Annotated in this window: 22 protein-coding genes; 7 read left to right on the top strand and 15 right to left on the bottom strand. The window is 73.7% G+C overall.

From position 1 onward, the window contains the following. Positions 1-28: 28 nt before the first annotated feature. The gene (locus IE172_RS08715; RefSeq protein WP_190096544.1) at positions 29-1,249 is read right to left on the bottom strand and encodes a saccharopine dehydrogenase family protein; all 1,221 of its coding nucleotides are present in this window, start codon (positions 1,247-1,249) and stop codon (positions 29-31) included. Positions 1,250-1,381: 132 nt separating this feature from the next. On the opposite strand from IE172_RS08715, the gene IE172_RS08710 reads away from it, so the two are divergent. Further along, a complete protein-coding gene (locus IE172_RS08710; protein ID WP_190096543.1) occupies positions 1,382-2,086 on the top strand; it encodes a TetR/AcrR family transcriptional regulator in 705 nt (234 codons plus the stop codon). Positions 2,087-2,360: 274 nt separating this feature from the next. On the opposite strand, the gene IE172_RS08705 is transcribed toward IE172_RS08710, so the two are convergent. Next, the gene (locus IE172_RS08705) at positions 2,361-3,257 is read right to left on the bottom strand and encodes a LysR family transcriptional regulator ArgP (RefSeq protein ID WP_190096940.1); all 897 of its coding nucleotides are present in this window, start codon (positions 3,255-3,257) and stop codon (positions 2,361-2,363) included. 70 nt (positions 3,258-3,327) lie between these two features. Here IE172_RS08705 and IE172_RS08700 point away from each other — a divergent pair, with 70 nt between their 5' ends. Both IE172_RS08700 and IE172_RS08695 read left to right on the top strand, forming a co-directional pair. Further along, complete coding sequence (locus IE172_RS08700) at positions 3,328-3,945, top strand: LysE/ArgO family amino acid transporter (protein WP_190096542.1); 618 nt, start codon at positions 3,328-3,330, stop codon at positions 3,943-3,945. A gap of 71 nt (positions 3,946-4,016) precedes the next feature. Further along, entirely contained in the window at positions 4,017-5,318 is a 1,302-nt protein-coding gene (locus IE172_RS08695) for an MFS transporter (RefSeq protein ID WP_190096541.1), read from the top strand. Positions 5,319-5,322: 4 nt separating this feature from the next. Here IE172_RS08695 and IE172_RS08690 read toward each other — a convergent pair whose 3' ends face one another. The 3 genes from IE172_RS08690 to IE172_RS08680 form a co-directional block, all read right to left on the bottom strand. Next, entirely contained in the window at positions 5,323-5,781 is a 459-nt protein-coding gene (locus tag IE172_RS08690) for a cyclic nucleotide-binding domain-containing protein (RefSeq protein WP_190096540.1), read from the bottom strand. Between the two features lie 282 nt (positions 5,782-6,063). Beyond that, a complete protein-coding gene (locus IE172_RS08685) occupies positions 6,064-7,542 on the bottom strand; it encodes an aminotransferase class I/II-fold pyridoxal phosphate-dependent enzyme (protein ID WP_190096539.1) in 1,479 nt (492 codons plus the stop codon). Between the two features lie 48 nt (positions 7,543-7,590). Next, positions 7,591-7,821 (bottom strand): hypothetical protein, encoded by a 231-nt coding sequence (locus IE172_RS08680; protein ID WP_190096538.1) that lies wholly within the window; start codon positions 7,819-7,821, stop codon positions 7,591-7,593. Positions 7,822-7,970: 149 nt separating this feature from the next. Here IE172_RS08680 and IE172_RS08675 point away from each other — a divergent pair, with 149 nt between their 5' ends. The 4 genes from IE172_RS08675 (at position 7,971) to IE172_RS08660 (ending at position 10,201) form a co-directional block, all read left to right on the top strand. Beyond that, positions 7,971-8,405, top strand: a complete 435-nt coding sequence (locus IE172_RS08675; protein ID WP_190096537.1) for an ATP-binding protein — start codon at positions 7,971-7,973, stop codon at positions 8,403-8,405. A gap of 182 nt (positions 8,406-8,587) precedes the next feature. Continuing rightward, a complete protein-coding gene (locus IE172_RS08670) occupies positions 8,588-9,454 on the top strand; it encodes a SigB/SigF/SigG family RNA polymerase sigma factor (protein WP_190096536.1) in 867 nt (288 codons plus the stop codon). Positions 9,455-9,495: 41 nt separating this feature from the next. Beyond that, the gene (locus IE172_RS08665) at positions 9,496-9,744 is read left to right on the top strand and encodes a DUF5133 domain-containing protein (RefSeq protein ID WP_190096535.1); all 249 of its coding nucleotides are present in this window, start codon (positions 9,496-9,498) and stop codon (positions 9,742-9,744) included. Between the two features lie 28 nt (positions 9,745-9,772). Next, positions 9,773-10,201, top strand: coding sequence for a hypothetical protein (locus IE172_RS08660; protein WP_189558685.1), 429 nt, complete (start codon positions 9,773-9,775; stop codon positions 10,199-10,201). Positions 10,202-10,812: 611 nt separating this feature from the next. Here the strand turns inward: IE172_RS08660 and IE172_RS08655 are convergent. The 10 genes from IE172_RS08655 to IE172_RS08610 all read right to left on the bottom strand — a co-directional run. Beyond that, positions 10,813-13,056, bottom strand: coding sequence for an FUSC family protein (locus IE172_RS08655; RefSeq protein ID WP_190096534.1), 2,244 nt, complete (start codon positions 13,054-13,056; stop codon positions 10,813-10,815). Between the two features lie 76 nt (positions 13,057-13,132). Next, complete coding sequence (locus tag IE172_RS08650) at positions 13,133-14,506, bottom strand: NAD(P)/FAD-dependent oxidoreductase (RefSeq protein ID WP_190096533.1); 1,374 nt, start codon at positions 14,504-14,506, stop codon at positions 13,133-13,135. A gap of 131 nt (positions 14,507-14,637) precedes the next feature. After that, a complete protein-coding gene (locus IE172_RS08645) occupies positions 14,638-16,356 on the bottom strand; it encodes a PP2C family protein-serine/threonine phosphatase (protein ID WP_190096532.1) in 1,719 nt (572 codons plus the stop codon). Continuing rightward, a complete protein-coding gene (locus IE172_RS08640; RefSeq protein WP_190096531.1) occupies positions 16,353-17,420 on the bottom strand; it encodes an ATP-binding SpoIIE family protein phosphatase in 1,068 nt (355 codons plus the stop codon). The genes IE172_RS08645 and IE172_RS08640 overlap by 4 nt, the downstream gene beginning before the upstream one ends. Further along, the gene (locus tag IE172_RS08635; RefSeq protein WP_190096530.1) at positions 17,420-17,860 is read right to left on the bottom strand and encodes an anti-sigma regulatory factor; all 441 of its coding nucleotides are present in this window, start codon (positions 17,858-17,860) and stop codon (positions 17,420-17,422) included. The genes IE172_RS08640 and IE172_RS08635 overlap by 1 nt, the downstream gene beginning before the upstream one ends. Then, on the bottom strand, positions 17,860-18,279 hold the full coding sequence (locus IE172_RS08630; protein ID WP_190096529.1) for an STAS domain-containing protein: 420 nt from the start codon (positions 18,277-18,279) through the stop codon (positions 17,860-17,862). Before IE172_RS08630 ends, IE172_RS08635 begins: the two co-directional genes overlap by 1 nt. After that, complete coding sequence (locus IE172_RS08625; RefSeq protein ID WP_190096528.1) at positions 18,276-19,175, bottom strand: STAS domain-containing protein; 900 nt, start codon at positions 19,173-19,175, stop codon at positions 18,276-18,278. The genes IE172_RS08630 and IE172_RS08625 overlap by 4 nt, the downstream gene beginning before the upstream one ends. Before the next feature lie 69 nt (positions 19,176-19,244). Next, positions 19,245-19,640, bottom strand: a complete 396-nt coding sequence (locus tag IE172_RS08620; protein WP_190096527.1) for an STAS domain-containing protein — start codon at positions 19,638-19,640, stop codon at positions 19,245-19,247. Positions 19,641-19,759: 119 nt separating this feature from the next. Then, positions 19,760-22,162, bottom strand: coding sequence for a SpoIIE family protein phosphatase (locus IE172_RS08615; RefSeq protein WP_190096526.1), 2,403 nt, complete (start codon positions 22,160-22,162; stop codon positions 19,760-19,762). 43 nt (positions 22,163-22,205) lie between these two features. After that, positions 22,206-25,483, bottom strand: a 3,278-nt coding sequence (locus tag IE172_RS08610; RefSeq protein ID WP_190096525.1) for a hybrid sensor histidine kinase/response regulator, incomplete at its 5' end; no start/stop codon positions are given.

Genomic DNA, 25,483 nt, shown 5'->3' with positions numbered 1-25,483 from the left:
GTGAAACTACCGGACCGTGTGCGCGGGGTCACTGCTCGCGCAGCCCCCACGGCGAACCGTACGCCGTCAGCAGCTCCAGGAAGGGAGCCGCGGGGAACGCCTCCGGCCCGAGGACGCCCGCACCCGTCCAGACGCCGCCCGCGAGCAGTTCGAGGGCGACGACGGGGTTGACGGCGGTCTGCCACACCACGGCCTGGCAGCCGTACTCGGCCATGGACCACTCGTTGTCCACGACGTGGTAGAGGTACACCTCGCGCGGCGCCCCGTCCCTGGTGCCCCGTACCCAGGTGCCGGCGCAGGTCTTGCCGCGCATCCGCCCGCCCAGTGTCGCGGGGTCGGGCAGACAGGCGGCGACGACGTCCCGGGGCGAGACCCGCACCGGCCCGTCAGGTCCCGGAACGGTCACCGGCTCGGTGCGGTCCAGACCCAGCAGGTGAAGTGTCCTGAGGGTGTCGACGAACTCGCGGCCCAGGCCGTACTTGAAGGTGACCCGGCGCGCCTCCACCCACCTCGGCACGAGCAGCACCTCCTCGTGCTCGACGTTCACGCACTCCACCGGCCCGATGCCCTCGGGGAAGTCGAACACCTCCGGCTCGCTGAAGGGTTCGGTGGTGAACCAGCCGCGGTCCTTCTCGTAGACGACCGGTGGATTGAGGCATTCCTCGATGGTCGTCCAGATGCTGAAGGAGGGCGCGAAGTCGTAGCCGTCCACGGTGAGGTTCGCCCCGTCGCGGACGCCGATCTCCTCGATCTCGTCGAAGAGTTCGTCGGCGGCGTACCGGGCGAACACGTCCGACAGGCCGGGCTCCACCCCCATGCCGACCAGGGCCAGCGCACCGGCCTCCTCCCAGGCGCCGGACTGCGCGAACTGCTCGTCGCCGAGCTTGACCCCGCACTCCTCGTACGGCCGTCCCGGGTGCGGCCGGGACAGGGACATCGCCATGTCGACGTAGGTGGCACCGGCGTTCCGCGCCGCACGGAACAGCGGCATCACGAACCGGGGATCGGTGGCGTTGAGCAGCACGTCGCAGCCGTGCTCCGCGAGCAGCGCCGTCACCCGGTCCTCGTCCGCGGCGTCCACGCGCCCGGCCCGGAACCGGGCGCCGTCCGCGCCGAGCGCCGCGACCGCTGCCTCGGCCCGGGCCGGGTCGAAGTCGGCCACCACCATCAGCTCGAAGAACGGCCGCCGTGCGGCGATCCGGGTGATGGCGGTACCCACGCCGCCCGCTCCCACCAGTAGTACACGCATGACGGAGCACTCCCTTCCTTCCTCGTGGATCCCATGGATCCGGGATGCGTACGGGGCCCCGGTGGGGATACAACGCCGTGCCCCGGCGTAAGGTCAATGGCGTTGGCATAAGGAGCGCGAGGGAGGACGGCGATGCCGAAACGCGTGGTGCCCGAGGAGCGGCGCAGGCGCCGCCGGCCCACCAGGAGCGGCCGGGTGCTGTCCGAGTCGCTGATCGTCGAGACCGCGCTGCGGCTGCTGCACGAGCACGGCAGCGCGGGACTGACCGCGCGCCGGCTGGGTCTCGCCCTGGACTGCGATCCGAGCACCCTCTACCGCTACTTCCGTGGCATGGACGACCTGACCCTCGCCATCGGCGACGCGCTGATCGGCCGGGCCCTGCACGGCTGGCGCCCGGCCGGGCCGTGGCGCGAGGACCTGCGGGCCATCGGGCTGCGCATCCACACCGCCTACCTGTCGCATCCGCAGGCGGCGGTCCTCACGGCGAGCCGTGTCTCCGGCCGCGCGAACGAACTCGCCGCCGACGAGGCGGTGCTGGACGTGCTGCGCACCGCGGGCTTCCCGCTGCCGGAGGCGGTGCGCGTCTACCACGCCTTCATCGACACCACGCTGGCCTTCGCCGCCCTCGACGCCGCGTCCCTGGCGCTGCCCGACGCCGCCCGGCGTGCCGACGAGGACATGTGGCACTCGGCCTACGCCCGCCTGCCGGCCGCCACCCACCCGCGCCTCGCCGAGGCGGCCCCGCTCCTGGCCGCCCGCATGGTCACCAGCGCCTACCCCACGGCTCTGGACATGCTCCTGACCAGCGCCGGGGACCGTCTCGCCGGTCCGTCGTAGGACCCGGCCCGCGACCCGCCCCCGCCGCCCGGTGCCGTGCCGGTCGGGCTCCGGGCGCCGGGGTCTGCCCCGCCGGTCCGTCTCAGGGCCCGCGCACGGGCCCCGGCGCCGTGCCCGGTCGGGCTCAGGCCGGAGGGCCGGAACCGCGCCGAGCGGGTCCGGCGTCTGCGAAGGCCCAAACCCGCGAGGTCGGGCGGATGCCGGCGCCGACGCGCCGGCACGGGCCACCCCACGGCCGGGCGGCGCCCCCGCGACCCCGCCCGGACGCGCTCCGTCAGCGGTACAGCGCCGCCGCCGCGGCGGCGCTGACCGCGTCGGTCACCGCGGCCAGCGCGGGGGAGTCCAGCTTCCACTGCTGCCAGTACAGGGGCGCGTCGACCGCCCGGTCCGGCGCGAACACCGCGAGGCGGCCGGCGCGGAGCAGGGGGTCCGCCTGGACCTCGGGGACCATGCCCCAGCCCAGACCCGCGGCGACCGCCTCGAGGAAGCCCTCCGAGGTCGGTACGTGGTGCCGCCGCTCGCTCGCCTCGGCGCGCCCGCCGGTGAACCGGCGCACGAAGCCGTCCTGGAAGTCGTCCCGCCGGTCGAACACCACCACCGGCGCGCCGGGCAGCGCCTCGCGCAGCGGCCCCGCCAGGTGCTCCGCCGCGAACCGGGGGCTGGCCACCGGCAGATAGCGCATCCGGCCCAGGTGCCGCACGGAACAGCCCGGCACCGGATCGGGCGAGGAGGTCACCGCGGCCATCACCGTCCCCTCCCGCAGCAGGGCCGCGGTGTGGCCCTCGTCCTCCCGGCGCAGTTCGAAGCAGAGCCCCGCCCCGGCCGGCAGCCGGGTCAGCGCCCCCAGGAACCAGGTCGCCAGCGAGTCGGCGTTCACCGCCACCGACACCCGGGTCGGCTCCCCGCCCCCGCTCAGCCCCAGTTCGGCGTACGCGTCCCGTTCGAGCCGGCCCACCTGACGGGCCAGCCGCACCAGCACCTCGCCCGACTCGGTCGGCCGCACCGGCTTGGTGCGCAGCAACAGCACCCGGCCCGTGCGCTGCTCCAGCGCCTTCACCCGCTGGCTCACCGCCGAGGGTGTCACGTGCAGCGCGGCGGCGGCCGCGTCGAACGTCCCCTCGTCCACCACCGCGAGCAGCGTCCGCACCTGGTCCAGCGGGAGATCCGTCATCACGACAGCTAAGGGTACGTAAGAATCCTTAGCTGTACTGCATGGGCCCGGCGGCCGTAACGTCCTCGGCATGACCAGCGCCCTGACCACCGCCGCCGCCGGATTCGGCACCGGCCTCTCCCTGATCGTCGCCATCGGTGCCCAGAACGCCTTCGTGCTGCGCCAGGGTGTCCGCCGCGACGCCGTGCTCCCCGTCGTCGCGATCTGCGCCCTGTCCGACGCGGCCCTCATCGCCCTGGGCGTCGCCGGTGTCGGCGCGGTGGTCGTGGCCTGGCCGGGCGCACTGACGGCGGTCGGCTGGATCGGCGGCGCCTTCCTGCTCGGCTACGGCGCCCTCGCCGCCCGCCGGGTGCTGCGGCCGGCCGCCGAGGGGCTGCGGACGGAGGGCGAGGCCGCGGGGTCGCGCCGCCGGGCCGTGCTCACCTGCCTCGCCATGACCTGGCTCAACCCGCACGTCTACCTCGACACCGTGTTCCTGCTGGGCTCGGTCGCCGCCGACCACGGCCCGCTGCGCTGGACCTTCGGCCTCGGCGCCGTACTGGCCAGCCTGTGCTGGTTCGCCGCGCTCGGTTTCGGAGCGCGGCTGCTGAGCCGCTTCCTGGCCCGCCCCACCGCCTGGCGCGTCCTGGACGCGCTGGTCGCCGCCACCATGGTCGTCCTCGGCCTGACGCTCATCGCGGGAGCCTGACGCCGGCGCGCCCGCCGGCCCCTGCGACACTGAACCCCGGCAAGAAGATGTAACCACCAAGCAGGACGGTCGTGGACACCAGCGAGAGCAACGCGAGACCGCGGGCGCAGGACCCGGAACCCGGACCGCCACGGCCGCGCGGCCGGCGCCGCTGGGCGATGGACACCCGCCCCCTGCGCCGCCCCGCCTACCGCCGGCTGTGGTCCTCCACCATCGTCACCGCGGTCGGCAGCCAGCTCACCGCCGTCGCCGTACCCAAGCAGGTCTACGACATCACCGGCTCCTCCGCCTGGGTCGGCGCGGCGAGCCTGGCCGGGCTGCTCCCGCTGATCGTGTTCGCGCTGTGGGGCGGGGCGATCGCCGACAGCATGGACCGCCGCAAGCTTCTGCTGATCACCAACTCCGGCATCGCCGTCACCTCGCTGCTGTTCTGGGCGCAGGCCGCCGCCGGACTCGGATCGGTCGCCGTGCTGATGGTCCTGCTCGCCCTGCAACAGGCGTTCTGGGGACTCAACGCGCCCGCGCGCAGCGCCTCCGTCGCCCGGCTGGTCCCGGCGGACGAACTGCCCGCCGCCAACGCCCTCGGCTCCACCGTGATGCAGACCGGCCAGATCGCCGGGCCGCTGCTCGCCGGGGCGCTGATCCCCGTCATCGGCCTGGCCGAGCTGTACCTCATCGACGCGGTGGCGCTGTGCGTGACGGTGTGGGCGGTGTACCGGCTGCCCGCGCTGCCGCCGCTGACGGCGGTGAAGGCCGGGAGCGCCGGCCTGCGCGGGATCCTGGAGGGCTTCCGGTACATCTCCGGGCACGCGGTGCTGCTGCTGTCCTTCCTCGCCGACATCGTCGCCATGGTCCTCGGCATGCCCCGCGCCCTGTTCCCCCAGCTCGCCGCCGAGACCTTCGCCGCCCCCCACGGGGAAGGGTTCGCCCTCGGGCTGCTGTTCGCCGCGATCCCGCTCGGAGCGGTGGCGGGCGGCCTGTTCTCCGGCACCTTCTCGCGGGCCCGCCGGCACGGGTGGATGGTCATCGGCTCGGTGGTGGTCTGGGGGCTGGCCGTCACCGGGTTCGGGCTCAGCGGCAGCCTGTGGCTCGCGGTGGCCTTCCTCGCCCTCGCCGGGCTCGCCGACATGGTCTCGATGGTGTTCCGCGGGGCGATCCTGCTGTCCGCCGCGACCGACGAGATGCGCGGCCGGATGCAGGGCGTCTTCACCGTCGTGGTGGCCGGCGGGCCCCGGCTCGCCGACGTGCTGCACGGCGCGGCGGGCTCAGCCTATGGGCCCCGCACGGCCGTGGCGGGCGGCGGGATCCTGGTCGTCGTCGTGATGCTGACACTCGCCGCCGCGATGCCCGCGCTGCGCCGCTACCGGGTGTGAGGGCCTACACGGCCCCGCCGCGCCGGTGCAGCGCGTACTGCTCCATCAGCGTGCCGCGCGTCGTCTCCAGCCGGTGGGCGAGAACCTCGGCGACCTTGCGTACCAGCAGCAGGCCGAGTTCGGGGTCCTCCTCGCACAGCCGCAGCACGGCCGCCGCGTCGAACTCGTAGGCGCGCACCGGGCTGAAGGCCACGGCGCCGAAATCCCACTCGTGCGGCGGGAAGAGCCAGGACCAGCCGAGCAGGTCGCCCGCGCCGAGGCCGGCGACCGTCACCCGGTGCAGCGCGTTCACCGGCTGGTCCAGCGAGACGGCGCCGGAGCGGATGACCCAGAAGCGGTCGGCGGTGCCTCCCGGCTCGAAGATCCGCGTGTCCTCCGGGAAGGACACCTCCCGCGCCAGGGCCATCAGGCGCGCGCGCTGGGGAGGGGGGAGGGCCGTCAGGAGTTTGATCGCTTTGGTCATGGCGCGGTGCTCCTCGCCGGGCAATCGGTTCCGGGTTCCGGTGCTGTCCCTCATCTCATTTCAGCCGCTGCCGCCGTTCGGGGCACCTCGGCGGGCCCGGGGAGCCTCCGGGCATGAAGAAGCCCTGGCTGGACGGGGGAAGCCAGCCAGGGCCGTAAGCGGTGATGTCCGGAGGACAGGGCGTCGACTCCGTCACCACGTATGGGTGAACGATAAACCATCTGGTCCGCGTTCCGGTAATCCGGTCGCGTGACCTCTTTCACGCCGGCCTCCGGCACGCTCTCAGCCGGCGCGCTCGTCCACCACCCGCACCGTCTCCAGGCCCGGGTCCGACGGGTCGGGCAGGTACATCCCCGCCTCGAGACCGGTACGCAGGTACCGGAGCACGGGCGCGGTGAGCCGCTCGCCCGGCAGGACGGCCGGAATTCCGGGCGGATACGGAGTGATCATCTCGGCCGCGGTCCGCCCCGCGGCCCGCGACAGCGGGACCTCCTCGGCCGGACCGAAGAACGCGTCCCGCGGCAGCATCGCCTGTTCCATGCGCAGCTCACCCGGCTCCGGCACGTCCACCCGCGGCGCCTTCGGCAGACTCCCCGCCGCCCGGCTCAGGTCCCGCAGCGCCGACAGCAGCTCGCCGGTCGTCTCCCGGTCGTCGCCGTGGGTGATCTGCGCCCCGATCCGGCGGTGGTCGGCCAGGTGCGCGTCGATGCTGCGGTGCTCGCGTAGCCAGTCCGCCGCCTGGTACCCGGTGATGCCCAGGCCGTCGAGGTCGATCACGCAGGGCAGCGGATCGAAGTCGTCCGCGAGCTCCGGGCCGCAGAAGTCGTCCCGGTCGTCGACGTGCATCCCGTCGATCCGCCCGATCGCGGCCCGGACCTCGCCGGCGAGCTCCAGCGCCGCCCCCATCAGCTCCTTGCCGCCCAGGGCCATCTGCCGCCGCCAGCCGTCCAGGCCGGCGAAGATCAGCGCCGACGGACTGGTGGTCCCCAGCAGGTCGGCCCGCATGCCCAGCAGCGCGGGCGGCACCAGGTCGCCCTTCAGGTGGAACACCGAGCCCTGCTCCAGGCCGCTGCCCATCTTGTGGATGCTGGTCACACAGATGTCGGCACCCGCGTCCATCGCCCAGGAGGGAAGGTCGGGGTGGAACGGCAGATGCGCCCCCCAGGCCTCGTCGACGATCAGCGGGCGCGCACGCCGGTGACAGACCTCGGCGATCGCCCGCAGCGGCGCCGCCGCGCCGTACGGGGTCGGGCTGGTCACCAGAGCGCCGCGGGCGTCCGGATGGGCCTCGAAGGCCCGGTCGAAGTCGACGGCGGACGGCGGGTGCGCGATCTTCCGCCCGGCGTCCCACCGGGGCTCCACCCACACCGGCTCGATGCCGGACAGGATCAGGCCCGCGACCACCGACTTGTGGGCGTCCCGCCCGATCAGCAGCTTCTCGTGCGGGCCCGCCACCGACAGCATGGCCGCCTTGACCGACAGGGAACTCCCGCACGTGCTGAAGAACGTGTGATCGGCGTGCACCGCGTCGGCCATCAACTCCTGGGCCTCCTGCAGCACCCGCCCCCGGGTGAGCCGGTCGTCCAGGCCGCCCGTCGCCAGTACGTCGCCCAGGAACACCGCGTCCCCCAGCACCTCGCGGACGGCCGGGTCCGCTCCGCGGGCCTGCTTGTGACCCGGCGGTGTGAATCCGATCCGCCCCTCGCGGTGGTGGTCCTCCAGCGCTTCCAGAACCGGTGCCCGGTGGTGATCGACTGTCATGGGGCGCCGGGTGCCCGCGTTCGGACGGTGGCAATCCGCGCGTGCCGTTCAGCCCCGCGCGCTGTGCCGTCCCGGCGTCAGGATCTCGTCCAGCACCCGCAGCACCACCCCGTACGCCACCTCGCGCACCTCGGCGTCCCGCGCGGCGGCCGGGTCGCCGGAGCCCTCCCGTCCCAACTCCTCGCCCCGGGCCCGCCAGGTCCGCTCCTCCTGGGCCGCGCAGGCCCTCGCCCGCTGAATGCGCCGCAGCAGTTCGTCCGCGTCCACCACATCGGTCATAGGCATCACGTACCCGCGTGCGGCGTTCGGATGACAGACGGCCGGGAAACGACCGGGAGGTTTGTCCTCAAGGTGACAGGTGAGCCGAAAAGGGAGGTACGAGGCATTCCCGTCGACCACTGCCAGCCACCGAGCCGAGGAGCCGCAGCATGAGTCAGGAGCGCACGACCGAGTCCGTTCTCGTGCCGCCCGGGACGCCCCGGGCGGTGCCCGCCCGCCCGGCCGAGGTACGCGAGGCCGTCGCGCGGGCGGTCTCCGAGCGCTGCCGCGCCACCCACACCGCCTGTGACACCGACGCCCTGGCGGACGTCCTGCTCGTCGCCTCCGAGCTGACCACCAACGCCATCCTGCACGGCGGGGGTGTCACCGACTTCCGGGTCGACGTCAGCGGTCCCGGGGTGCGGCTGTCGGTCAGCGACCGCAGCGACGAGCTGCCCGTCGCCGTGCCGCGCACCGACCAGCGCGGACGCCGCCGTCCCGGCGGCCACGGCTGGCCCATCGTGTGCCGGCTCGCCCGCGACATCCGGGTGTCCGACCTGCCGGCCGGCGGCAAGTGCATCACCGCGCTCGTGCCGCTGCTCTGAGTCTCCGGCGGATTGCGCGGTGAAGCGGAGTTTGTTCCACCGGGGCCGGGGCAATCGGAGGTTCGTGCTTCGGACCGGAGGCGCGCCGGCGGGAACGGCAGGCCGCTGAGGACCCTCCGGGTGTCCTGGCGGCAACCGTCCCGCGGTACCCCCCTCACAACCACCGTTCGGGAGCGAACCGCATGCTCATTGACACGTCCGCCCATCGTCCCGGCTCCTCCGACGCGCAGACCGCGCCGCCCCGCCGGCGACACGACGACGCCCCCGACACCGCCGCCCTCTTCGACCGGCTCGCCTCGCTGGAGGACGGCCCCGAGCGCGAGGCGGTCCGCGACGAGCTCGCCACGGCCTGGCTGCCCATGGCCCACCGCATCGCCGGCCGTTTCCGCGACCGCGGCGAGTCCATCGAGGACCTGCGCCAGGTCGCCGCCCTCGGGCTGGTCAAGGCCATCGACCGGTTCGACCCGAGCCGCGGCGCCTTCGAGAGCTACGCCGTCCCCACCATCACCGGCGAGGTCAAGCGGCACTTCCGTGACCGCATGTGGGCGCTGCGGGTGCCCCGCCGCGTACAGGAACTGCGCAACAAGGTGCGCGTGGCGCGCCGCGAGCTCACCCAGAACCCCGGCAGCCCCGAACCGTCCGTGGCGGCCGTCGCCGCGCACACCGGGCTGACCGAGGAGGAGGTCGCCGCCGGGATGGAGGCGCTGGAGAGCTTCAGCACCCTGTCCCTCGACGCCGAGCTGTCCTCGGAGGAGGACGGCTACAGCCTCGCCGACACCCTCGGCACCGCGGACGCCTCGTTCGACGTCGTGGTCGACCGCGAGTCCGCCAAGGAAGGGCTGCGCCGGCTGCCCGAGCGTGAGCGCGCCATCCTCTACATGCGCTTCTTCGAGGACATGACCCAGAGCCGTATCGCCGACCGGCTCGGCATCTCCCAGATGCACGTCTCCCGCCTCATCAGCCGCAGCTGCGCCCGGGTGCGCGCCGACGTGCTGGGCCAGCGCAAGACGCCGCGCGGCGGCGACGGACACCACTCGGCGACGGCGTGACCGCCGCCCGCCCCGAATCCGACTGCGAGAGAACGAAACACATGCTGAAGCCCCACCCCACCGTGCTGCGCCGCCTCGTCGAGGAGTACGAGGCCCTGGCGGCCACCGGAACCGTCACCCACGGCAGCACGGCCCCCGACCCGCGGACCGGCGACCTGGCGTACACGCTGTGCGTGTCGACCGGCACCCGGGACGTGCGCCAGGCCCTGGCCACGGCGCACCGCTGGCTGGCGGCGGCCGACGGGCAGCCGGACCCGCGGAGCGCGGCCGCCCGGCCGGCCGCCGTATGACTTGCCGGGTGCGGGGAACCCGAAGCCGATGAGCGAATCCGAGATTCCCCCGGAAGGCCGGCCCGTGGACGTCTACCTCGACCTCCTGCGCGTCCGGATGGACACCGAGGACTACCGGCTTCTGCTTGACGTGGTGGAGCCGGTCCTCGAAGCGATCGACGAACACCGCCTGTCCGGCATGGACCTCGCGCTGGACAGCGGCGACGAGGAACTGCCCCAGGAGGTCCGCGACGAGGCCGCCCTGGTCATCGCCACCGCCGTCACCGGCCGCCTGGACAACGAGGTGGTCGAGCTGGAGGTCGACGACACCGGACCGGTCAGGGTGGTCACCGACGCGGCCACCGCCGCCGACCCGTCCCGGCTGGGCGAGATCGCCGACTTCATCAGGGACCGCCACCGCCAGAACGAGGAGCTACGAGGCATCGCCGAGGCCAGTGGCCTCCCGACGGACTTCTGACCCGCCCGGCGCACGCACCGTCCCGTCCCCACGCCACCCATCGGGCCCGTCTCCCCGCACCGGGGTGACGGGCCCCGGCCATGCGCCCACGAGCCCGGCATGACCACGCTCCCCCCACGCACCGGCCACGGGCGGCCGGACCCCTTCACGGCGCGTGCCGCCCCAAGCCGGCGCCTGGGGCAGAGCGACGGCGGGCTCCGTCTTGGCTCGGGCAACGCGCCCGGAGACCCGCTGGCCTTCGGCCAGTGGGTCCCGCTGGGGCACGGAGGCGCTGAGGGAACCGCGGTGCCGGGGGCGGTGGGCCCGGGGGCTCCCGTCCTGGCTCGGGGGACGCCCTGGGGGCCACCGGCCTTCGGGCCAATGGGGTCCCGTTCGGGCAGAGAGGGCAGTGCGAAGCGGGGTGCCGGGGGTGGGCCCGGGCCCTCGTCCTGGCCAGGGGTCCCGTCCTGGCCCGGGGTCCCGGCCGCACGGGCCACGGGTGCCGGGCTCCTGGGGCCCGGCACCAGCGCCCCGTGCGGCGAGTGGGTGCCGTGGCCGGCGCGTACCGGGGGAGGGCGGCGCCGGCGTGGCCGGCCCTTCCCGGTACGCGCCCCCTCGCGGGGGCAGGAGTGTCAGCGGTCGGGGGTCGAGACGCGTACGTCCAGGGGGCGGGCGAGACCGACCACGGCCTCGTCGAGGCGCTCCAGGTGGCGCAGGACCCGGCCGGTGATGCGGCCGTAGCGGGAGGCACCGTCGTCGCCCAGGAGGGAGGCGATGCTCGGGCCCGTCTCGACGGGCCGGGAGACCTCCTCGCCGGCGACCCGGCTCGCGATCGTCCTGATGTTGCGCACCGTACGTCCCGCCGCGCCCCGCAGCCGGGGATCCGCCGCGATCGAGGGGTGGGTGGGCAGCAGCTCGGCCGTCGCCGCCAGCGACCGCGCGTGGTACGCGCAGGTCTCCAGGAGCGCCACCACGTACCTCGCGTTGGTGCGGCGGGCCCGCAGGGGCGTGACCGGATGGGTGAGCGGCTGGGTGGCGGAGCGCAGGTCGCCCAGCGCCTGGTCCAGCTCCCGCGCCCGGTCCAGCAGGTCCTCGCCGGGAGCGCCGCTGAGCTGCCCCACCGCGGCGTCGGTGACCTCGGCGAGCCGTTCCAGCACGGTCTCGAGCAGCTCGTCGGTGCGCCGGTCGGTGCGCACCGGCAGCACCAGTGCCGCCGCGACCACCCCGCAGGCCGCGCCGAGCGCCGTCTCCTCCAGACGCAGCACCAGCACCTCCCAGCTGTAGGTGTGCAGCAGGGTGTAGAGCAGCCCGAGCATCGCGGTGACGAAGAACGACATCAGCGTGTAGGACAGCGGCGCCGTGTAGAACATCAGGAAGATCAGCACCAGCACCAGCAGGAACGCCGGCAGGGTGTGCCGGCCCACCACGGCCGCCAGCGCGATACCGGCGACCACACCGAACACCGTGCCCAGCAGCCGCCGGTACCCCTTGACGAGGATCTCGCCCGTCGAGGCCGTGTTGATGAAGACGATCCAGCAGGTCAGCACAGCCCAGTACCACCGGTCGGTGGACAGCAGTTCGCCGCCGATGATCGCGAGCGTCGAGCCCACGGCCACCTGGACGGCCGCCCGGGTGGTGGGCCGCCGCAGCCCCGTGCGGCGGTCGGCCTCCTCGGCCTCCTCACCGGCGTCGATGGCGGCGTCCTCCGCCTCCAGTTCCTCCCGGGACCTGGCCGTCGCCGGACTGTCGTCCGACTCGTCCTGCGGACCGTCCAGGGCGACCCGCAGCCCCATGACGGCGCGCGCGGTCTCCCCGACGGCCCGGAACACGTCCTGCACGGCCGGTGAGGCCCGCGGCAGGTTCTCCTCGTCCCGGTAGGCGAGCAGCCGGTTGCGGACATGGGCCACGCCCGTCCCCGCCGTTCCGGTCCACAGCACCAGCGCGCGCAGTGCCTCCAGATCCCGCCGCAGCAGGTCGGCGGCCTCGTCCGGCCCGGGCAGCCGCCCGACCTCGGGGGCGGGCGCGCCCGGCAGATGGAGGGTGAGGGTGTCCGCCCGTTCGGCGCTGCGGGCGGACAGCAGCAGCAGGCCGAGACGCTCGGCGGCGATCTCCGCGTCCGCGATCCGGCGCTGCACCAGCCGTGCCGCCGACTCGTCGGGCGTGCCGTCCTCCAGCCGGGTCTGGATCATCAGGGCCGTCTCGTGCAGCCGGGCCGTGCCCTCGCGCACCTCCTCCAGCGCCTTGTCCATCTCCTCCGGCGCGGCGTCGAGCAGTGCCAGGTGCGCGGTGACGAGCCGGCCCAGCCGGGCCCGGAACGCCTGGCGCAGCCGCAGCAGCAGACCGGCCGGTGCCACCGGGACCACGGCGAACCGCACCAGCGCACTGCAGGCGAACGCGACGGACATGGCGGCCCACAGTCCCGGCAGGTCGTCGGTGGAGGCACCGACGAACAGGGACACGAAGTACACCTGGAAGCCGATCAGCCCGAGCGAGGTCCCGCGGTCGCCGAACCGGCGGCCGTACACCGCGCAGAAGATCAGGACGACGAAGAAGGCGTCCCCGACGACCGGACGCTCGCCGAGCACCGCGCCCAGCGACACGGACACCAGCGCCACCGCCAGCCCGCAGGCCAGCGTGACCGCCTGGGCGGAGCGCCGGCGCTCCCGGATGGCGAAGGTGGCGACCATCGCCGTCATGGCCCCCGTCACCAGTCGGGGGACGCCGAACCCCAGTGAGGCGAGCACCGCCAGTGTCAGTGCCACGGCCCCCACCGTCCGCAGTCCGGCCGTCAGCCGCAGCAGGCCGGGGTCGGACGCCGCCAGGTGGTCCCGCAGCCGTGTCCACCGTGTCCATCCCGGCCGTCCCGCCGCGTTCACTCCGCCGCACCCTCCCCCGTCGTCACCGGCCCGGACCCCGCCGGCGCACGGCGCGAGCCGTCCCCTGCCCCGCGGATCACCGAGCCGCCCGGCCCGCTTCCTCGACGTGCGTCCGCACCTGCTCCGGCGTCAGATAGGCGTCGAGATACTCGAAGTCCCTCAGGTTGCCCGGCCGGTGCGCCTGGAAGCCGGTGCGGACGAAGTCGTCGCCGGCGACCGCGTTCAGCAGCCAGTTGGTCATCACCCGGGTCTTGGCGACGCCGGTGCGCAGCGCCGACCAGTGGTAGCCGCGGGCCACCGCCTGCGCGGGCAGACCGTGCAGCTCAAAACCGAACGGCTTGGACACCGCGTCCGTGCCGCCGAGGTCCACCACGAGCCCCAGGTCCCGGTGGACGTACGGCCGCGTCGGCCGGCCCCGCAGCGTCGCGATGACGTTCTCGGCGACGTGCCTGCCCTGCCGCAGCGCGTGCTGTGCCGTCGGCGGGCACACCGCGCCGTCGCCCTTGGCCACGTCGGGCACCGCGGCCGAGTCGCCGAGCGCGAACACCCCGTCGTGGCCCGGCAGGCACATGTCCGCGTTGACCGCGAGCCGTCCCCGTACGGTCTCCGCGCCGAGTGTGGCGATGAGCGGGCTGGCGACCACCCCCGCGGTCCAGATCAGGGTGCGGGTGGGCACCACCCGGCCGTCGGTGAAGGTCACCTCCTCGGCGCTCGCCTTCTCGATGGAGACTCCCAGCGAGATCTCGATGCCGCGCCGGGTCAGGATCTCGTGCGCGCTGCGCCCGAGCTTCTCGCCCAGTTCCGGCATGAGCTTCGGCGCGATGTCGATCAGATGCCACTTGATCAGCCCCGGGTCCAGGCGGGGGTAGCGCTTGACGGCCGCGTGCGTCAGCCGCTGGAGGCACGCCGCGGTCTCGGTGCCCGCGTAGCCGCCGCCGACCACCACGAACTGCAGCCGCGAGGCCCGCTCCACCGGATCGTGGCACGCGTCGGCCAGGTCCAGCTGGGAGATGACGTGGTCCCGCAGGTAGGCGGCCTCGGCCAGCGACTTCATGCCGAAGGCGTGGTCCGTGAGTCCCGGGATGTCGAAGGTGCGGGTGACGCTGCCGGGAGCCAGCACGATGTAGTCGTACGGCTCGTTGACGATCTCGCCGTTGACGATGCGTACGACGCAGACCTTGGACCGCAGGTCCACGCCGATGGCCCCGCCCGGGATGATCCGGGTGCGGTACCGCTCGCTGCGGCGCAGGGACAGCGCGACCGACTGCGGGGTCAGCACACCCGAGGCGACCTGGGGCAGGAGGGGCAGATACAGCTGGTAGGAGAACGGCGTCACCAGAGTGAGGTCGGCCTCGTCCGGGGCGAGCCTGCGCTCCAGGCGCCGCACGCACTCCACGCCGGCGAAACCCGCGCCCACCACGAGGATCCTGGGTCGTGTCACGGTGTCCATCCCTTCATGCGGCTTCAGGCGCCTGCCTCGGACGCCGATGCCTGACGCGTGCCCCTGTTCAGCACCACGATGCCCTCACCCGCGCGACGGCGCACCGGGAGGCAACGGCGGGCGCACCCGTCACCCCCGCGTCAGCCGTGCAGATGGCACAGCAGCAGGCACACGTCGTCGTCGCGCTCGGAGTCGCTCAGCAGAGGATGGAGTATCCGGTCCGCCGACTGCTCCAGATCCGCGTCCAGATCGGCGGAACCGTACGCCCCGAGGGCCTCGGCCAGCCGCTCGATCCCCGGATCGATGCCCAGGGCCCGCCGCTCGACCAGCCCGTCGGTGTAGAGCGCCAGCGTCGAACCGGGTTCCAGGGGCTCGGTGTGGTCGGCGATGTCCTGCCGCAGCGGTATGCCGAGCATCGCGCCCGGCTTGGCGTCCAGTACCCGCACCCGGCCGTCGGGCAGCCGCAGCACCGGCGGCGGATGACCCGCCGCGGCCCAGGTCAGCGTCTGCTCGTCCGGATGGAACCGCGCGATGACCGCGGTGGCGAACAGGTCCGGCTGGAGATGGCGCAGATAGCCGTGCAGCCGGGTCAGCAGCCGGCCGGGACTCCCGCCGTCGACGGCGTAGGCGCGCAGCGCGGTGCGCAGCTGGCTCATCATCACCGCGGCGTGCAGCCCGTGCCCCGTCACGTCCCCTATCACGGTGATCAGACTGCCGTCCCGCTGACGGAACGCGTCGTACCAGTCACCGCCGACGTTCAGTCCGTGCGTGGCCGGCAGATAGCGCGCCGCCAGGCTCAGGCCCGGCGTCGCCGGCAGCTCCGTGAGCAGGGCGCGCTGCAGCGTCTCGGCGATGTCGCGGTTGTGCTCGAACCGGCGGGCGTTGTCCAGGGCGATGCCGGCCCGCCGGGCCAGCTCGATCAGCATCACGGCGTCGTCCGGGTCCCAGCGCGTCCCCGGCGACGACAGCGTCAGCACACCCAGCGGCGAACGGCGCGCCGACAGCGGTACGCACAGCAGCGGCCGCCCGGCGTTCAGGGCCGAGGGCGGCCGGTCGTCCACCCCGGGCATGCCCCCGGGATGGTCGGCGGCGTACTGGGGGCGCCCGGTGCGGGCCGCGAGCACCGCCGCGTTCGGGTGGTCGGCCGGCCGGCGCAGGTCGTCCTCGTCGTCGAACAGCCACACGTCGACTCCGCCGGCGTACTGCGGCACGAGCAGTTCCGGCAGCCGGCGCACGATCTCGCCGTGGTTCAGGGAGGCGGTCAGTACGGCGCTCGCGTCCGCCAGGAACGTGAGTCTGCGACGGGCCTTCTCCGCCTCCTCGCGTGCCCGCCGCTCGGCGGCGAACGCCTCCTGCTGCGCCCGGCCCGCCGCGTCCAGCTCGGCGTGCAGCGCCACGACACCCTGATTGGTCTGGTGCAGCTCCTCCCGGTGGAAGGCGACCAGCTCCTCCTGCTCGGCGAGCTTGTCCAGCACCAGGGCGGTGTCCTCGTCGGAGCCCAGCAGCGCCTCGGACAGGCCCGCCGGGTCCTCCGCCACCGCGTCGTCGTCGCCGGCGGCCAGGCGTGGCTCGGTACAGGGGGCGGTCACCGTCCACGGGGCGCGGCCGGCGGCGGGGGCGTCGGGGGAGGGCGTCACCACGGCGTGCAGGACCGCGTCGCCGGCGGAGGATTCCGGACCCTCCAGGCCGAGCACCCAGGTGCCGCCCTCGGTGAGGCACTGCCGCAGGTGGCCGCTGAGCGCCGTCGCCAGCCGGACGCGTTCCACGGTGGGCACCCCGTACGCCTCGGCCAGCCGGGCGACGGCGATACGGGCGCGGGCCGCGTCCGTGACGGTACGGATCCGCCATGTGTGGGTCATGGCCGCTCCGAAGGGACGGGGGCCAGGACGGCCACGGCGGTGTCGTCGCGCACCGGGCGCGCGGAACTGGCGGCGTCCCGGACGGCCACGGCGGCCGTCACCGCCGGGTCGGCCGGCGGCTCCCCGGTGTCCGGGGGCGGCGTCCAGCGGCTGGGCAGCCCGTCCGTGTGCAGGATCAGCAGGCTCCCCGCGGTCCAGGGGACCTCGTCCTCGCGCACGGTGTGCGGCCGGTGCACGCCGACGATGCCCGGCTTGGACAGCAGGGAACGCCAGCGGTCGCCCTCCCGCAGCCGGGCGGAGACGTTGCCTATCCCGGCGAAGCGCAGCCGCCCGGCCCAGGTGTCCAGCTGGGCGACGGCCACGGCCGCGCCGCGCGTCCCGGCCAGCGCCGTGTGGAGCTTGCGCAGCACCTCCGCCGGTGACAGCCGGGCCCAGTGGCGCAGCTCCTCGACGGCGGCGGTCGAGGCACGGGCCGCCTCGCTGCCGTGTCCCAGCCCGTCGGCCAGCATCAGCGTCGTACGGTCGCCCGACCTCACCCAGGCCCAGGCGTCGCCCGAGAAGTCGGCGCCGGCGTAGGGGATGTTGACGCCGCCGGCGTGCACCCCGGGGTCGCCCGGGGCGTCCTCGCCGTGGTCCGGGCGGCCGGCGGCGGAGCCGATCCGGGCCACCGCGACGGTGCCCCGCCCGGGCACGCTGTGCAGGCCGAAGTCGTCGGAGAGGCGCCGGCAGGTGCCGAGGCCCGCCCCGAGCGAGTGGGCCGAGGAATATCCGTCCCGCATGGCCTCGGCCACGTCGGCGATGCCCGGCCCGTGGTCGGTCGCGGTGATCTGCACGGCCCGTCCCGGCCGGCCCTCCCGCGGCACGGGCGGGTCCACGACGTCGATGAGCACCTCGCCCGCCTGCGCGTGCTTGAGCAGGTTGGTGGCCAGCTCGGTGGCCACCAGCGACACCGCGGAGGTGCGCTGCTCGTCCAGCCCGGCCCGGGCCGCGGCCTCCTCCGCCGCGACCCGGACGTCACGCACCCGGGTCGGGTCCTGCACCGGTACCTGCCAGACGCGGGGCATCAGACGTCCTCCCTCGGGCGCGGCGGCCGGGACACCCAGGAGGTCACCCGCACGGAGGTTCCCGAGCCGGGGGCGGTCTCGACCGTGAATTCGTGCACCAGGCGGCGGGCGCCGCCCAGCCCCATGCCCAGCCCGCCGCCGGAGGTGTAGCCGTCGCTGAGCGCCCGGTCGAGGTCGTCGATGCCGGGACCGGTGTCGCTGAAGGTGAGCCGCAGCCCACGGTTCCCGCCCGCGGCCACGTGCGACGCCTCCATCTCGCCGCCCCCGCCGTGCACCAGGGTGTTGCGCGCCAGTTCGCTGGCGGCCGTCACCAGCTTCGTCTGGTCCACCAGGGAGAAGCCGAGCTCGGCGGCGGCCTGCCGCACGTGCTGGCGCACCCACACCAGATCCATGTCCGACCGGATGGGCAGGCGGGTCCCGACGCCCGCGGCGGTGTCCATCACGGACTCTCCCCGCGGCCGCCGCCGGACCGCGGCCCCGCGACGGGCCGGGCGAGCGACTCCAGGGCCGCCTCGGTGGTGAGCGCGGTCCGCAGCCCCGGCAGCGTCAGTCCCAGCTCCACCAAGGTGATGGCGACCGCGGGCCGCATGCCGGCCACCACGGTCCGCGCGGCCAGCAGCGCCGACTGGGCGGCGATCTCCGCCAGCACCCTCCCGAGGAAGGAGTCGACCATCTCCACACCGGAGATGTCGATGACCACCCCTGTGACGCCGCTGCGCACGATGGTCTCGGAGATGTCCTGCTGGAGCCGGTGCGCCATGCTGTCGTGCAGGTCCCCCTGCAGGGTGACCAGCAGGACGTCCCCGAGCCTGAGCACCGGCACCTGTCCCGCGACCGGGTGGGAGAACGCCTCGTTCACTTCCGGTCCGCTCCGCCGGGTGCCGCGGCCACGATGTTCGCCCCCAGCTCGTCCAGACAGTGGGCGAGGGCGTCGGCGAGTCCGGCCCGGGTCCGCACGGTGCCCAGGTCCAGGCCGAGGTGCACGATGGTCTGCGCGATCGCCGGGCGGATACCGGACACCACGCATTCGGCGCCCATCAGCCGCACCGCCGCGACCGTCTTCATCAGGTGCTGCGCCACCAGCGAGTCGACCGTGGGCACCCCGGTGATGTCGAGGATCGCGAACCGGGCGTGCTGGTCGACGACCGCGTTCAGCAGGGTCTCCATCACCACCTGGCTGCGGGCGCTGTCCAGTGTGCCGATGAGCGGGACCGCGACGATGCCGTCCCACAGCTTGATCACGGGTGTGGCCACCTCCAGCAGCTGGAGCCGCTGCCGGTCGGTGAGCGCCTGTATCTCGCTCAGGGCGGTCTGCATGGCCACCAGACGCAGCGTGCCCATCAGGACGGTGAGCGCCGTGGAGCACTCCCGCAGCGACTCGGGCCGCTCGCGCTCCAGGTCCGCGACCAGGAGCTTGTCCACCGGCGGCCGCAGCGCGGCCAGTTCGGAGGCCACCTGGGTGGTGGACAGCCCCGCGCGCGAGCGGGCGGCACCCATCCGCGCCAGCTGCTCGCGCACCGCGGTGAACCCCGCGGCGTCGGGGTCCTCGACCCGCTGGGAGTCGGCGACCCGGGCCAGCGCGTCGACCACCGCCCGGCCGGCCTCCACCGCCTCCTCGCGCGAGACGGTGAACACCGTCCGGAACAGGGGCTCGTCCGCCCACCGCTGGGCGATCTCCTCGCTCCGGCGCCGCAGGAAGTCCCTGACCTCGTGCGCCGGTGTTCCCGGTGCTCCGCCCGTTTCGTGCTGCGGCACCTGTTGTCTCTCCTGGTCGTCGTCGCCCGCGCCGGGATCGCCCCCGGCACGGCGGTGTCGGATGGGTGTTCAGGACTCCGGCTCGGCCTCGGGCGCCTTCGGCAGCCCGTCGACCCGCTCCAGTGCCTCCTCCACACTCTCCGATACCGGGACGGTGATGCTCACCCCCGTCAGGTCCAGAATGCGCCGCACGGCGGGCGCGGGGGAGATGATGTGGACGCTCCCCGGCAGTTCACGCGCCTCCTGGTACACGCGCAGGATGATGTTCATTCCGGACGAGTCCATGAAGGGGACCGCCGACAGGTCCAGCAGGAAGTGCCGGCGGCCGTGATGGAGCTGGTTCGCCAGGTGGTGCTGGAACTCGGTCGCCGTGTCGACGTCCAGATACCCCTCCACTGTGAGAAGGGCCACGTCTTCACGTGGCAGGGTCACCTCGACGGACAACGGGTCCTGGGCGATGTGCACGAGTACCTCCAACAAGGTGATCAAGCTCTATGTCGCGCAGCCGCGCGTACCCCCGAATCGCCGGCTCATGCCTCGGCCGCCGCCGGAGGTCGGACACCCCCGGCGGCGGGCCGCCGCGCTCATCCCACCCTGATGCCCACGATGCAGGTGTCGTCGTCCGTGTCCGACCTGCTGTACGTCAGCAGACGGTCCAGCCGCTGGTCGAGCGTGCCCGGGGAGTCGGCGGCGGTGGACAGCAGATGCGTCAGGGACTCCTCCACCGTACGGTCCCGGCGCTCGATCAGTCCGTCCGTGTACATCAGCAGGTTGTCCTCGGCGGCCAGCTGAACCTCCGCCTCCTCGTACGACGCCTCCGGTACGGCACCCAGCAGCAGCCCGCGTACCAGCGGCAGCGGAGCGGCGTCGGAACCCCGGACCAGCACCGGCGGCAGATGGCCCGCCCGGGCCCAGCGCAGCGTGCGCGACTCCGGGTCGTACAGGCCGCAGACCGCGGTGGCGGTGACCGCGCCCGTCAGGTGGTGCGCCACGATGTTCAGCCACGACAGCAGCTGGCCGGGACCCGCGCCGGTGACGGCGAGACCGCGCAGGGCGTTGCGCAGGACGACCATGCTGGTCGCCGCCTCTATGCCGTGACCGGCGACGTCGCCCACGCACAGCAGCACCAGCCGGGACGGCAGCACCACGGCGTCGTACCAGTCCCCGCCCACCAGCTGCTCGGCCTCCGCGGGCCGGTAGCGCACGGCCACGTCCAGGTCGGGCACCTGCAGCGGCGCCTGGGTGGGCGGCATGATGGCCCGCTGCAGCTGCAGCGCCAGCCGGTCGCGCTCACTGGCGTGCTGCTCGGTGTGCGCCAGCTGGTCACGGGTGGCCGCCAGCGCCACCTCCGTCCAGTGCTGGGCGGAGATGTCCTGGTAGGCGCCGCGGGTGGTGAGCAGCCTGCCGTCGGTGTCCAGGACCGGCTCGGCGACCACGCGGATGTGCCGGGTCACGCCGTCCGGCCGCTGCAGCCGGAAGGCCGCCGAGGCCGGCCGCCGGCGGTGCAGCAGCGTGCGCAGGAAACGGCCGATGGTGACGGCGTCGTCCGGATGGGCGTACGCGGGCAGTTCCTCCAGCGGCACCGGTGGGCTCGTCTCGGGGCGCCCGTAGAGGTCGAACAGCTGACCGTTCCAGGTGATCTCCCCGGTCAGCAGGTTCTCCTCGAAGCCGCCGATCCGGCCGAGGCGCTGGGCGTGCTGGAGCAGGCTCGCCAGACGCGCCGTCTCGTCCTCGATGCGCCAGATGAACAGGATGCCGTCGCCGTGCCGGCTGACACTGATGTCCGCGAGGGCCGCCAGCGGCACCTGGTCGACGAGCGCGGTCAGGTTCATGCGCCGGGCCCGGAACGGCTCGCCGGTCGCGTACACCCGTTCGATCCGCTGGAACAGCTCGCTGTCCCCGGCGGCCATCGGGTACGCCTCCAGCAGCAGCGACCCGCTGACCGTCGCGCGCGGCCTGCCCGCCGGGTCCAGGAAACGGCTGTTGACGTGCTGGATCCGGAAGTCCAGCAGGTTCCCGGAGGCGTCCAGGTGCGGCACGAGGACGAGCGCCGGGTCGTACAGTCCGTCGGCCAGGTCCATCAGCTCCGACGCGTCCGGCAGCGCCCGCGCCTGACGCGAGGGGTTGCCCGGCGGCGTGTACGTCTCCAGGGTGTGCGCGCAGAGTTCGGCCAGGGCCTCCACCTGACGCACGATCTGCGGGGGCTGCTCGGGCAGCGGGGTCGGCCAGGCGATCTCCAGGACGCCGTACACCCGCCCGCCGGTACCGGCGGGCACGGCGGCCCTGCCGCCGTCCGGGTAGTGGTGGCGGCCCACACTCGGCAGGTCCCGGTCGTCCGGCGACGTGATCCACAGCCCGTCGCGCTCCGTCAGGGCGCACCGGGCTACCGTTGCCACGTCCGGCGGTACGTAGTGCCAGCGGGCCGCCTCGGCCGGGGAGAAGCCGGCACTGCCCGCGAGGGTGAGCGACCCGTCGGCACCGGCCGCCCAGATCGCCACGGCCACCGCGCCCAGCGGGCGCAGCGCCTGTTCGAGCAGGGACTCGGCCACGGCCTGCGTGTCGTCCGCCGCCAGCGCCCCGCTCTCGGCCGCGCGCAGACGCACGGCGGCACGTTCGGGAACTGCCTCCTCGGCGGCCCGGGTGGCGGCCAGGAAGGAGTCCGTCACCTCCGACATCCGGTCCCGGGCGGCCTGGTTGATCACCTCGACCGCGAACTCCAGCTGGGTCGTCCCGGCCTGCTCGGTCAGCTCGGTGAGCTGGCGGGCCGCCTGCGCGGGCCCGCACCCCAGGCGTTCGACGAGGATGCCCTTGGCGAGTTCGATCAGCGCCCGGCCCTCCGCCTCGGCCTGCGCCGTGCGGACCTCACGGCTGAGCCGGTCCACCGTCGCCGCCAGCCTGCCCACCGGTGAGTCGGCGGACACCCCGGCCGGCAGTGCCACCGGCGGGTGGTCGGGCGACGGCCCGTTCGCGTGTTCCTCGATACTCATGCCGTGCACGCTCCTCGACGGCCGGGGGGTCCTGCCGCGGGGCTCATGCGGGCAGCCAGCGGCGCACGCAGGCGATCAGGGCCTGGGTGTCGACCGGTTTGGTGACGTAGTCGCTGGCTCCCGAGGCGAGACTCTTCTCCCGGTCCCCGGGCATCGCCTTGGCGGTGACGGCGATGATGGGCAGCTCGGCGTACTGCGGCATGCCGCGGATCTCGGCCGTGGCGGCGTAGCCGTCCAGCTCGGGCATCATCACGTCCATCAGGACGAGCGCCACGTCCGGGTTGTCCACGAGTCTCTCGATGCCCTTGCGGCCGTTCTCCGCGTGCAGCACACGGAAGCCGTGCAGCTCCAGGATGCCGCTGAGCGCGAAGAGGTTGCGCGCGTCGTCGTCGACGACGAGGACCGTCCGGCCCGAGAAGGAGCCGTCCACGACCGTCTGCGGGGCCGGCCGGTGGTGTGCCTCGTCGGCGCGCACCAGGGACAGCACGTCCCCGGGCTCCTCGGCGGACAGGTGCAGGGCGATGCGTTCGCGCAGCTCGTCCAGGCTGGAGAGGAACTCCAGCGCCGTGCCCTCGGCGTGCGAGCGCAGGGACTCCTCCGCCGCCGCGTCGGCCCGGTGACCGCTGTGCACCAGCACCGGCACGCTGGCGAGGGCGGCGTCGCCGCGCAGGGCCTCCAGGAACCGGGTGACCTCCGTCTCCATGCCGAGCTCCAGCACCACGCAGTGGCACGGATCGGCGGCCAGCGCGCCGGCCGCCTCCTGGGCTCCGACGGCGGTGATGATGTCGACCGCCGGACCGGAGGTGCCGTCGCCCCGCGTGACGTCCTGCACGACGCTCTCCGCGACCAGGGTCAGCAGTCCGCGGGGCCGTTCCTCCACCACGAGCAGCCGCCGCGGACGCTGCCCGGAGCCGCTGCCCGGCTCGATCGCGGGGGCGGGCCGGGACGACGCCTCGGGCAGCGCCTCGGCCGGGTGGTGGTCCGTGATCTGGCCGGGCCGCAGCAGATCCTCGAAGTCCGGCCGCGCCACCGGCAGGAACAGGGTGAACGTGCTGCCCTGGCCCGAGACGCTGTCCACCGTGACCGCGCCGCCGAGCAGATGCGCGATCTCCCGGGTGATGGACAGACCGAGCCCCGTACCCCCGTACTTGCGGCTCGTCGTGCCGTCCGCCTGCTGGAAGGCACCGAAGATCGACTCCAGGTGCTGCTCCTGGATGCCGACACCGGTGTCCCGCACCCGGAAGGCCACCACGGGGCCGCCCCGGAGCACACCGGCCGGCACCTCGTCGTCCGGGGCGGGCTCGATGCGCAGTTCCACGCTGCCCCGCTCGGTGAACTTCACCGCGTTGGACAGCAGGTTGCGCAGCACCTGCCGCAGCCGGGAGTCGTCGGTGAGCAGGTCCGCCGGGGCACCCGGGGCCGTCGTCACCGTGAAGTCCAGGTTCTTCTGCATCGTCATGGGCCGGAAGGTGACCTCGACGTACTCCACGAGCCGGCGCAGCTCCACCCGCTCGGGGCTGACGTCCATCTTCCCCGCCTCGACCTTGGACAGGTCGAGGATGTCGTTGATCAGCTGCAGGAGGTCCGAGCCCGCCGAGTGGATGATCTGCGCGTACTCGACCTGCTTCGGGCTGAGGTTGCGCGAGGGGTTCTGGGCCAGCAACTGGGCCAGGATCAGCAGGCTGTTCAGCGGGGTGCGCAGCTCGTGGCTCATGTTCGCCAGGAACTCCGACTTGTACTTCGAGGCCAGCGACAGCTGCTGGGCCCGCGCCTCGAGCTCCTGGCGGGCGTGCTCGATCTGCAGGTTCTTCGCCTCGATGTCCCGGTTCTGCGCCGCCAGCAGCGCCGCCTTCTCCTCCAGCTCCGCGTTGGAGTGCTGCAGTTCCTCCTGCTGGGTCTGCAACTCCGCCGAGCGTTCCTGCAGTTCGGCGGTGAGCCGCTGCGACTCGACGAGCAGCTCGTCGGTGCGGGCGTTGGCGACGATGGTGTTGACGTTGACGCCGATGGTCTCCATCAGCTGGGCCAGGAAGTCCTGGTGGATCTGGGTGAACGAGCTCACCGACGCCAGTTCGATCACGCCGAGCACCTGGCCCTCGACCACGATGGGCAGCAGCACCAGTGTGGTCGGCACCACCTGGCCGAGACCGGAGGAGATGGCGAGGTAGTCCGGCGGCAGCTCGTCCACCGTGATGGTGCGGCGGCTGCGGGCGGCCTGGCCGACCAGCGTGCGGCCGAAGGCGATCCGGCTGGGCCGGCCCTCGTCGTCGGGGTAGCCGTAGGAGCCGACGAGCCGCAGCTCGGGTCCGCCGCCGGCGCCGTCCTCCACGAGGTAGAAGGCGCCGTACTGGGCGGACACCAGCGGCACCAGTTCGTCCATGATGAGCTCGGCGACCACGGGCAGGTCGCGGTGCCCCTGCATCAGGCCGGAGACCCGGGCCAGATTGGTCTTGAGCCAGTCCTGCTCCTGGTTGGCACGGGTGGTCTCGCGCAGGGACTCCACCATCGCGTTGATGTTGTCCTTGAGCTCGGCGACCTCGCCGGACGCCTCGACGGAGATCGACCGCGTCAGGTCGCCCTCGGCGACGGCGCTGGTGACCTGCGCGATCGCGCGGACCTGCCGGGTGAGGTTCCCGGCCAGCTCGTTGACGTTCTCGGTGAGCCGCTTCCAGGTGCCGGAGACACCCTCGACCTCCGCCTGGCCGCCGAGGCGGCCCTCGGTGCCGACCTCGCGGGCGACGCGGGTGACCTCCTGGGCGAAGGCGGAGAGCTGGTCGACCATCGTGTTGATGGTCGTCTTCAGTTCGAGGATCTCGCCGCGCGCGTCCACGTCGATCTTCTTCGACAGGTCGCCGCGGGCCACGGCGGTCGTCACCAGCGCGATGTTGCGCACCTGGCCGGTGAGGTTGTTGGCCATGGAGTTGACGTTGTCGGTGAGGTCCTTCCAGGTGCCCGCGACGTGGGGCACATGCGCCTGGCCGCCGAGGCGGCCTTCGGTGCCGACCTCGCGGGCGACGCGGGTGACCTCGTCGGCGAAGGCGGACAGCGTGTCCACCATCGTGTTGATGACGTCGGCCAGCGCCCCGACCTCACCGGCCGCCTCGACCCGGATGCGCTGCGACAGATCGCCCCGGCCCACCGCGGAGGCGACCTGGGCGATGGAGCGGACCTGGCCGGTCAGGTTGGACGCCATCACGTTGACGTTGTCGGTGAGGTCCTTCCAGGTGCCGGACACCCCCCGCACCTGGGCCTGGCCGCCGAGGCGGCCCTCGGTGCCGACCTCGCGGGCGACGCGGGTGACCTCGTCGGCGAAGGCGGAGAGCT

This window comes from Streptomyces griseoflavus (genome assembly GCF_014649995.1).
Lineage (GTDB): Bacteria > Actinomycetota > Actinomycetes > Streptomycetales > Streptomycetaceae > Streptomyces > Streptomyces griseoflavus.
This window is presented reverse-complemented; position numbering and strand designations above follow the sequence as displayed.

Bases quoted from the DNA above. Each gene is read 5' to 3' on its own strand.
- IE172_RS08615 (WP_190096526.1), bottom strand. From the start codon at position 22,162: ATGAGTATCGAGGAACACGCGAACGGGCCGTCGCCCGACCACCCGCCG.
- IE172_RS08690 (WP_190096540.1), bottom strand. From the start codon at position 5,781: ATGACCAAAGCGATCAAACTCCTGACGGCCCTCCCCCCTCCCCAGCGC.
- IE172_RS08685 (WP_190096539.1), bottom strand. From the start codon at position 7,542: ATGACAGTCGATCACCACCGGGCACCGGTTCTGGAAGCGCTGGAGGAC.
- IE172_RS08700 (WP_190096542.1), top strand. From the start codon at position 3,328: ATGACCAGCGCCCTGACCACCGCCGCCGCCGGATTCGGCACCGGCCTC.
- IE172_RS08670 (WP_190096536.1), top strand. From the start codon at position 8,588: ATGCTCATTGACACGTCCGCCCATCGTCCCGGCTCCTCCGACGCGCAG.
- IE172_RS08680 (WP_190096538.1), bottom strand. From the start codon at position 7,821: ATGACCGATGTGGTGGACGCGGACGAACTGCTGCGGCGCATTCAGCGG.
- IE172_RS08660 (WP_189558685.1), top strand. From the start codon at position 9,773: ATGAGCGAATCCGAGATTCCCCCGGAAGGCCGGCCCGTGGACGTCTAC.
- IE172_RS08635 (WP_190096530.1), bottom strand. From the start codon at position 17,860: ATGGACACCGCCGCGGGCGTCGGGACCCGCCTGCCCATCCGGTCGGAC.
- IE172_RS08665 (WP_190096535.1), top strand. From the start codon at position 9,496: ATGCTGAAGCCCCACCCCACCGTGCTGCGCCGCCTCGTCGAGGAGTAC.
- IE172_RS08705 (WP_190096940.1), bottom strand. From the start codon at position 3,257: ATGACGGATCTCCCGCTGGACCAGGTGCGGACGCTGCTCGCGGTGGTG.
- IE172_RS08640 (WP_190096531.1), bottom strand. From the start codon at position 17,420: ATGCCCCGCGTCTGGCAGGTACCGGTGCAGGACCCGACCCGGGTGCGT.
- IE172_RS08645 (WP_190096532.1), bottom strand. From the start codon at position 16,356: ATGACCCACACATGGCGGATCCGTACCGTCACGGACGCGGCCCGCGCC.
- IE172_RS08715 (WP_190096544.1), bottom strand. From the start codon at position 1,249: ATGCGTGTACTACTGGTGGGAGCGGGCGGCGTGGGTACCGCCATCACC.
- IE172_RS08710 (WP_190096543.1), top strand. From the start codon at position 1,382: ATGCCGAAACGCGTGGTGCCCGAGGAGCGGCGCAGGCGCCGCCGGCCC.
- IE172_RS08650 (WP_190096533.1), bottom strand. From the start codon at position 14,506: ATGGACACCGTGACACGACCCAGGATCCTCGTGGTGGGCGCGGGTTTC.
- IE172_RS08675 (WP_190096537.1), top strand. From the start codon at position 7,971: ATGAGTCAGGAGCGCACGACCGAGTCCGTTCTCGTGCCGCCCGGGACG.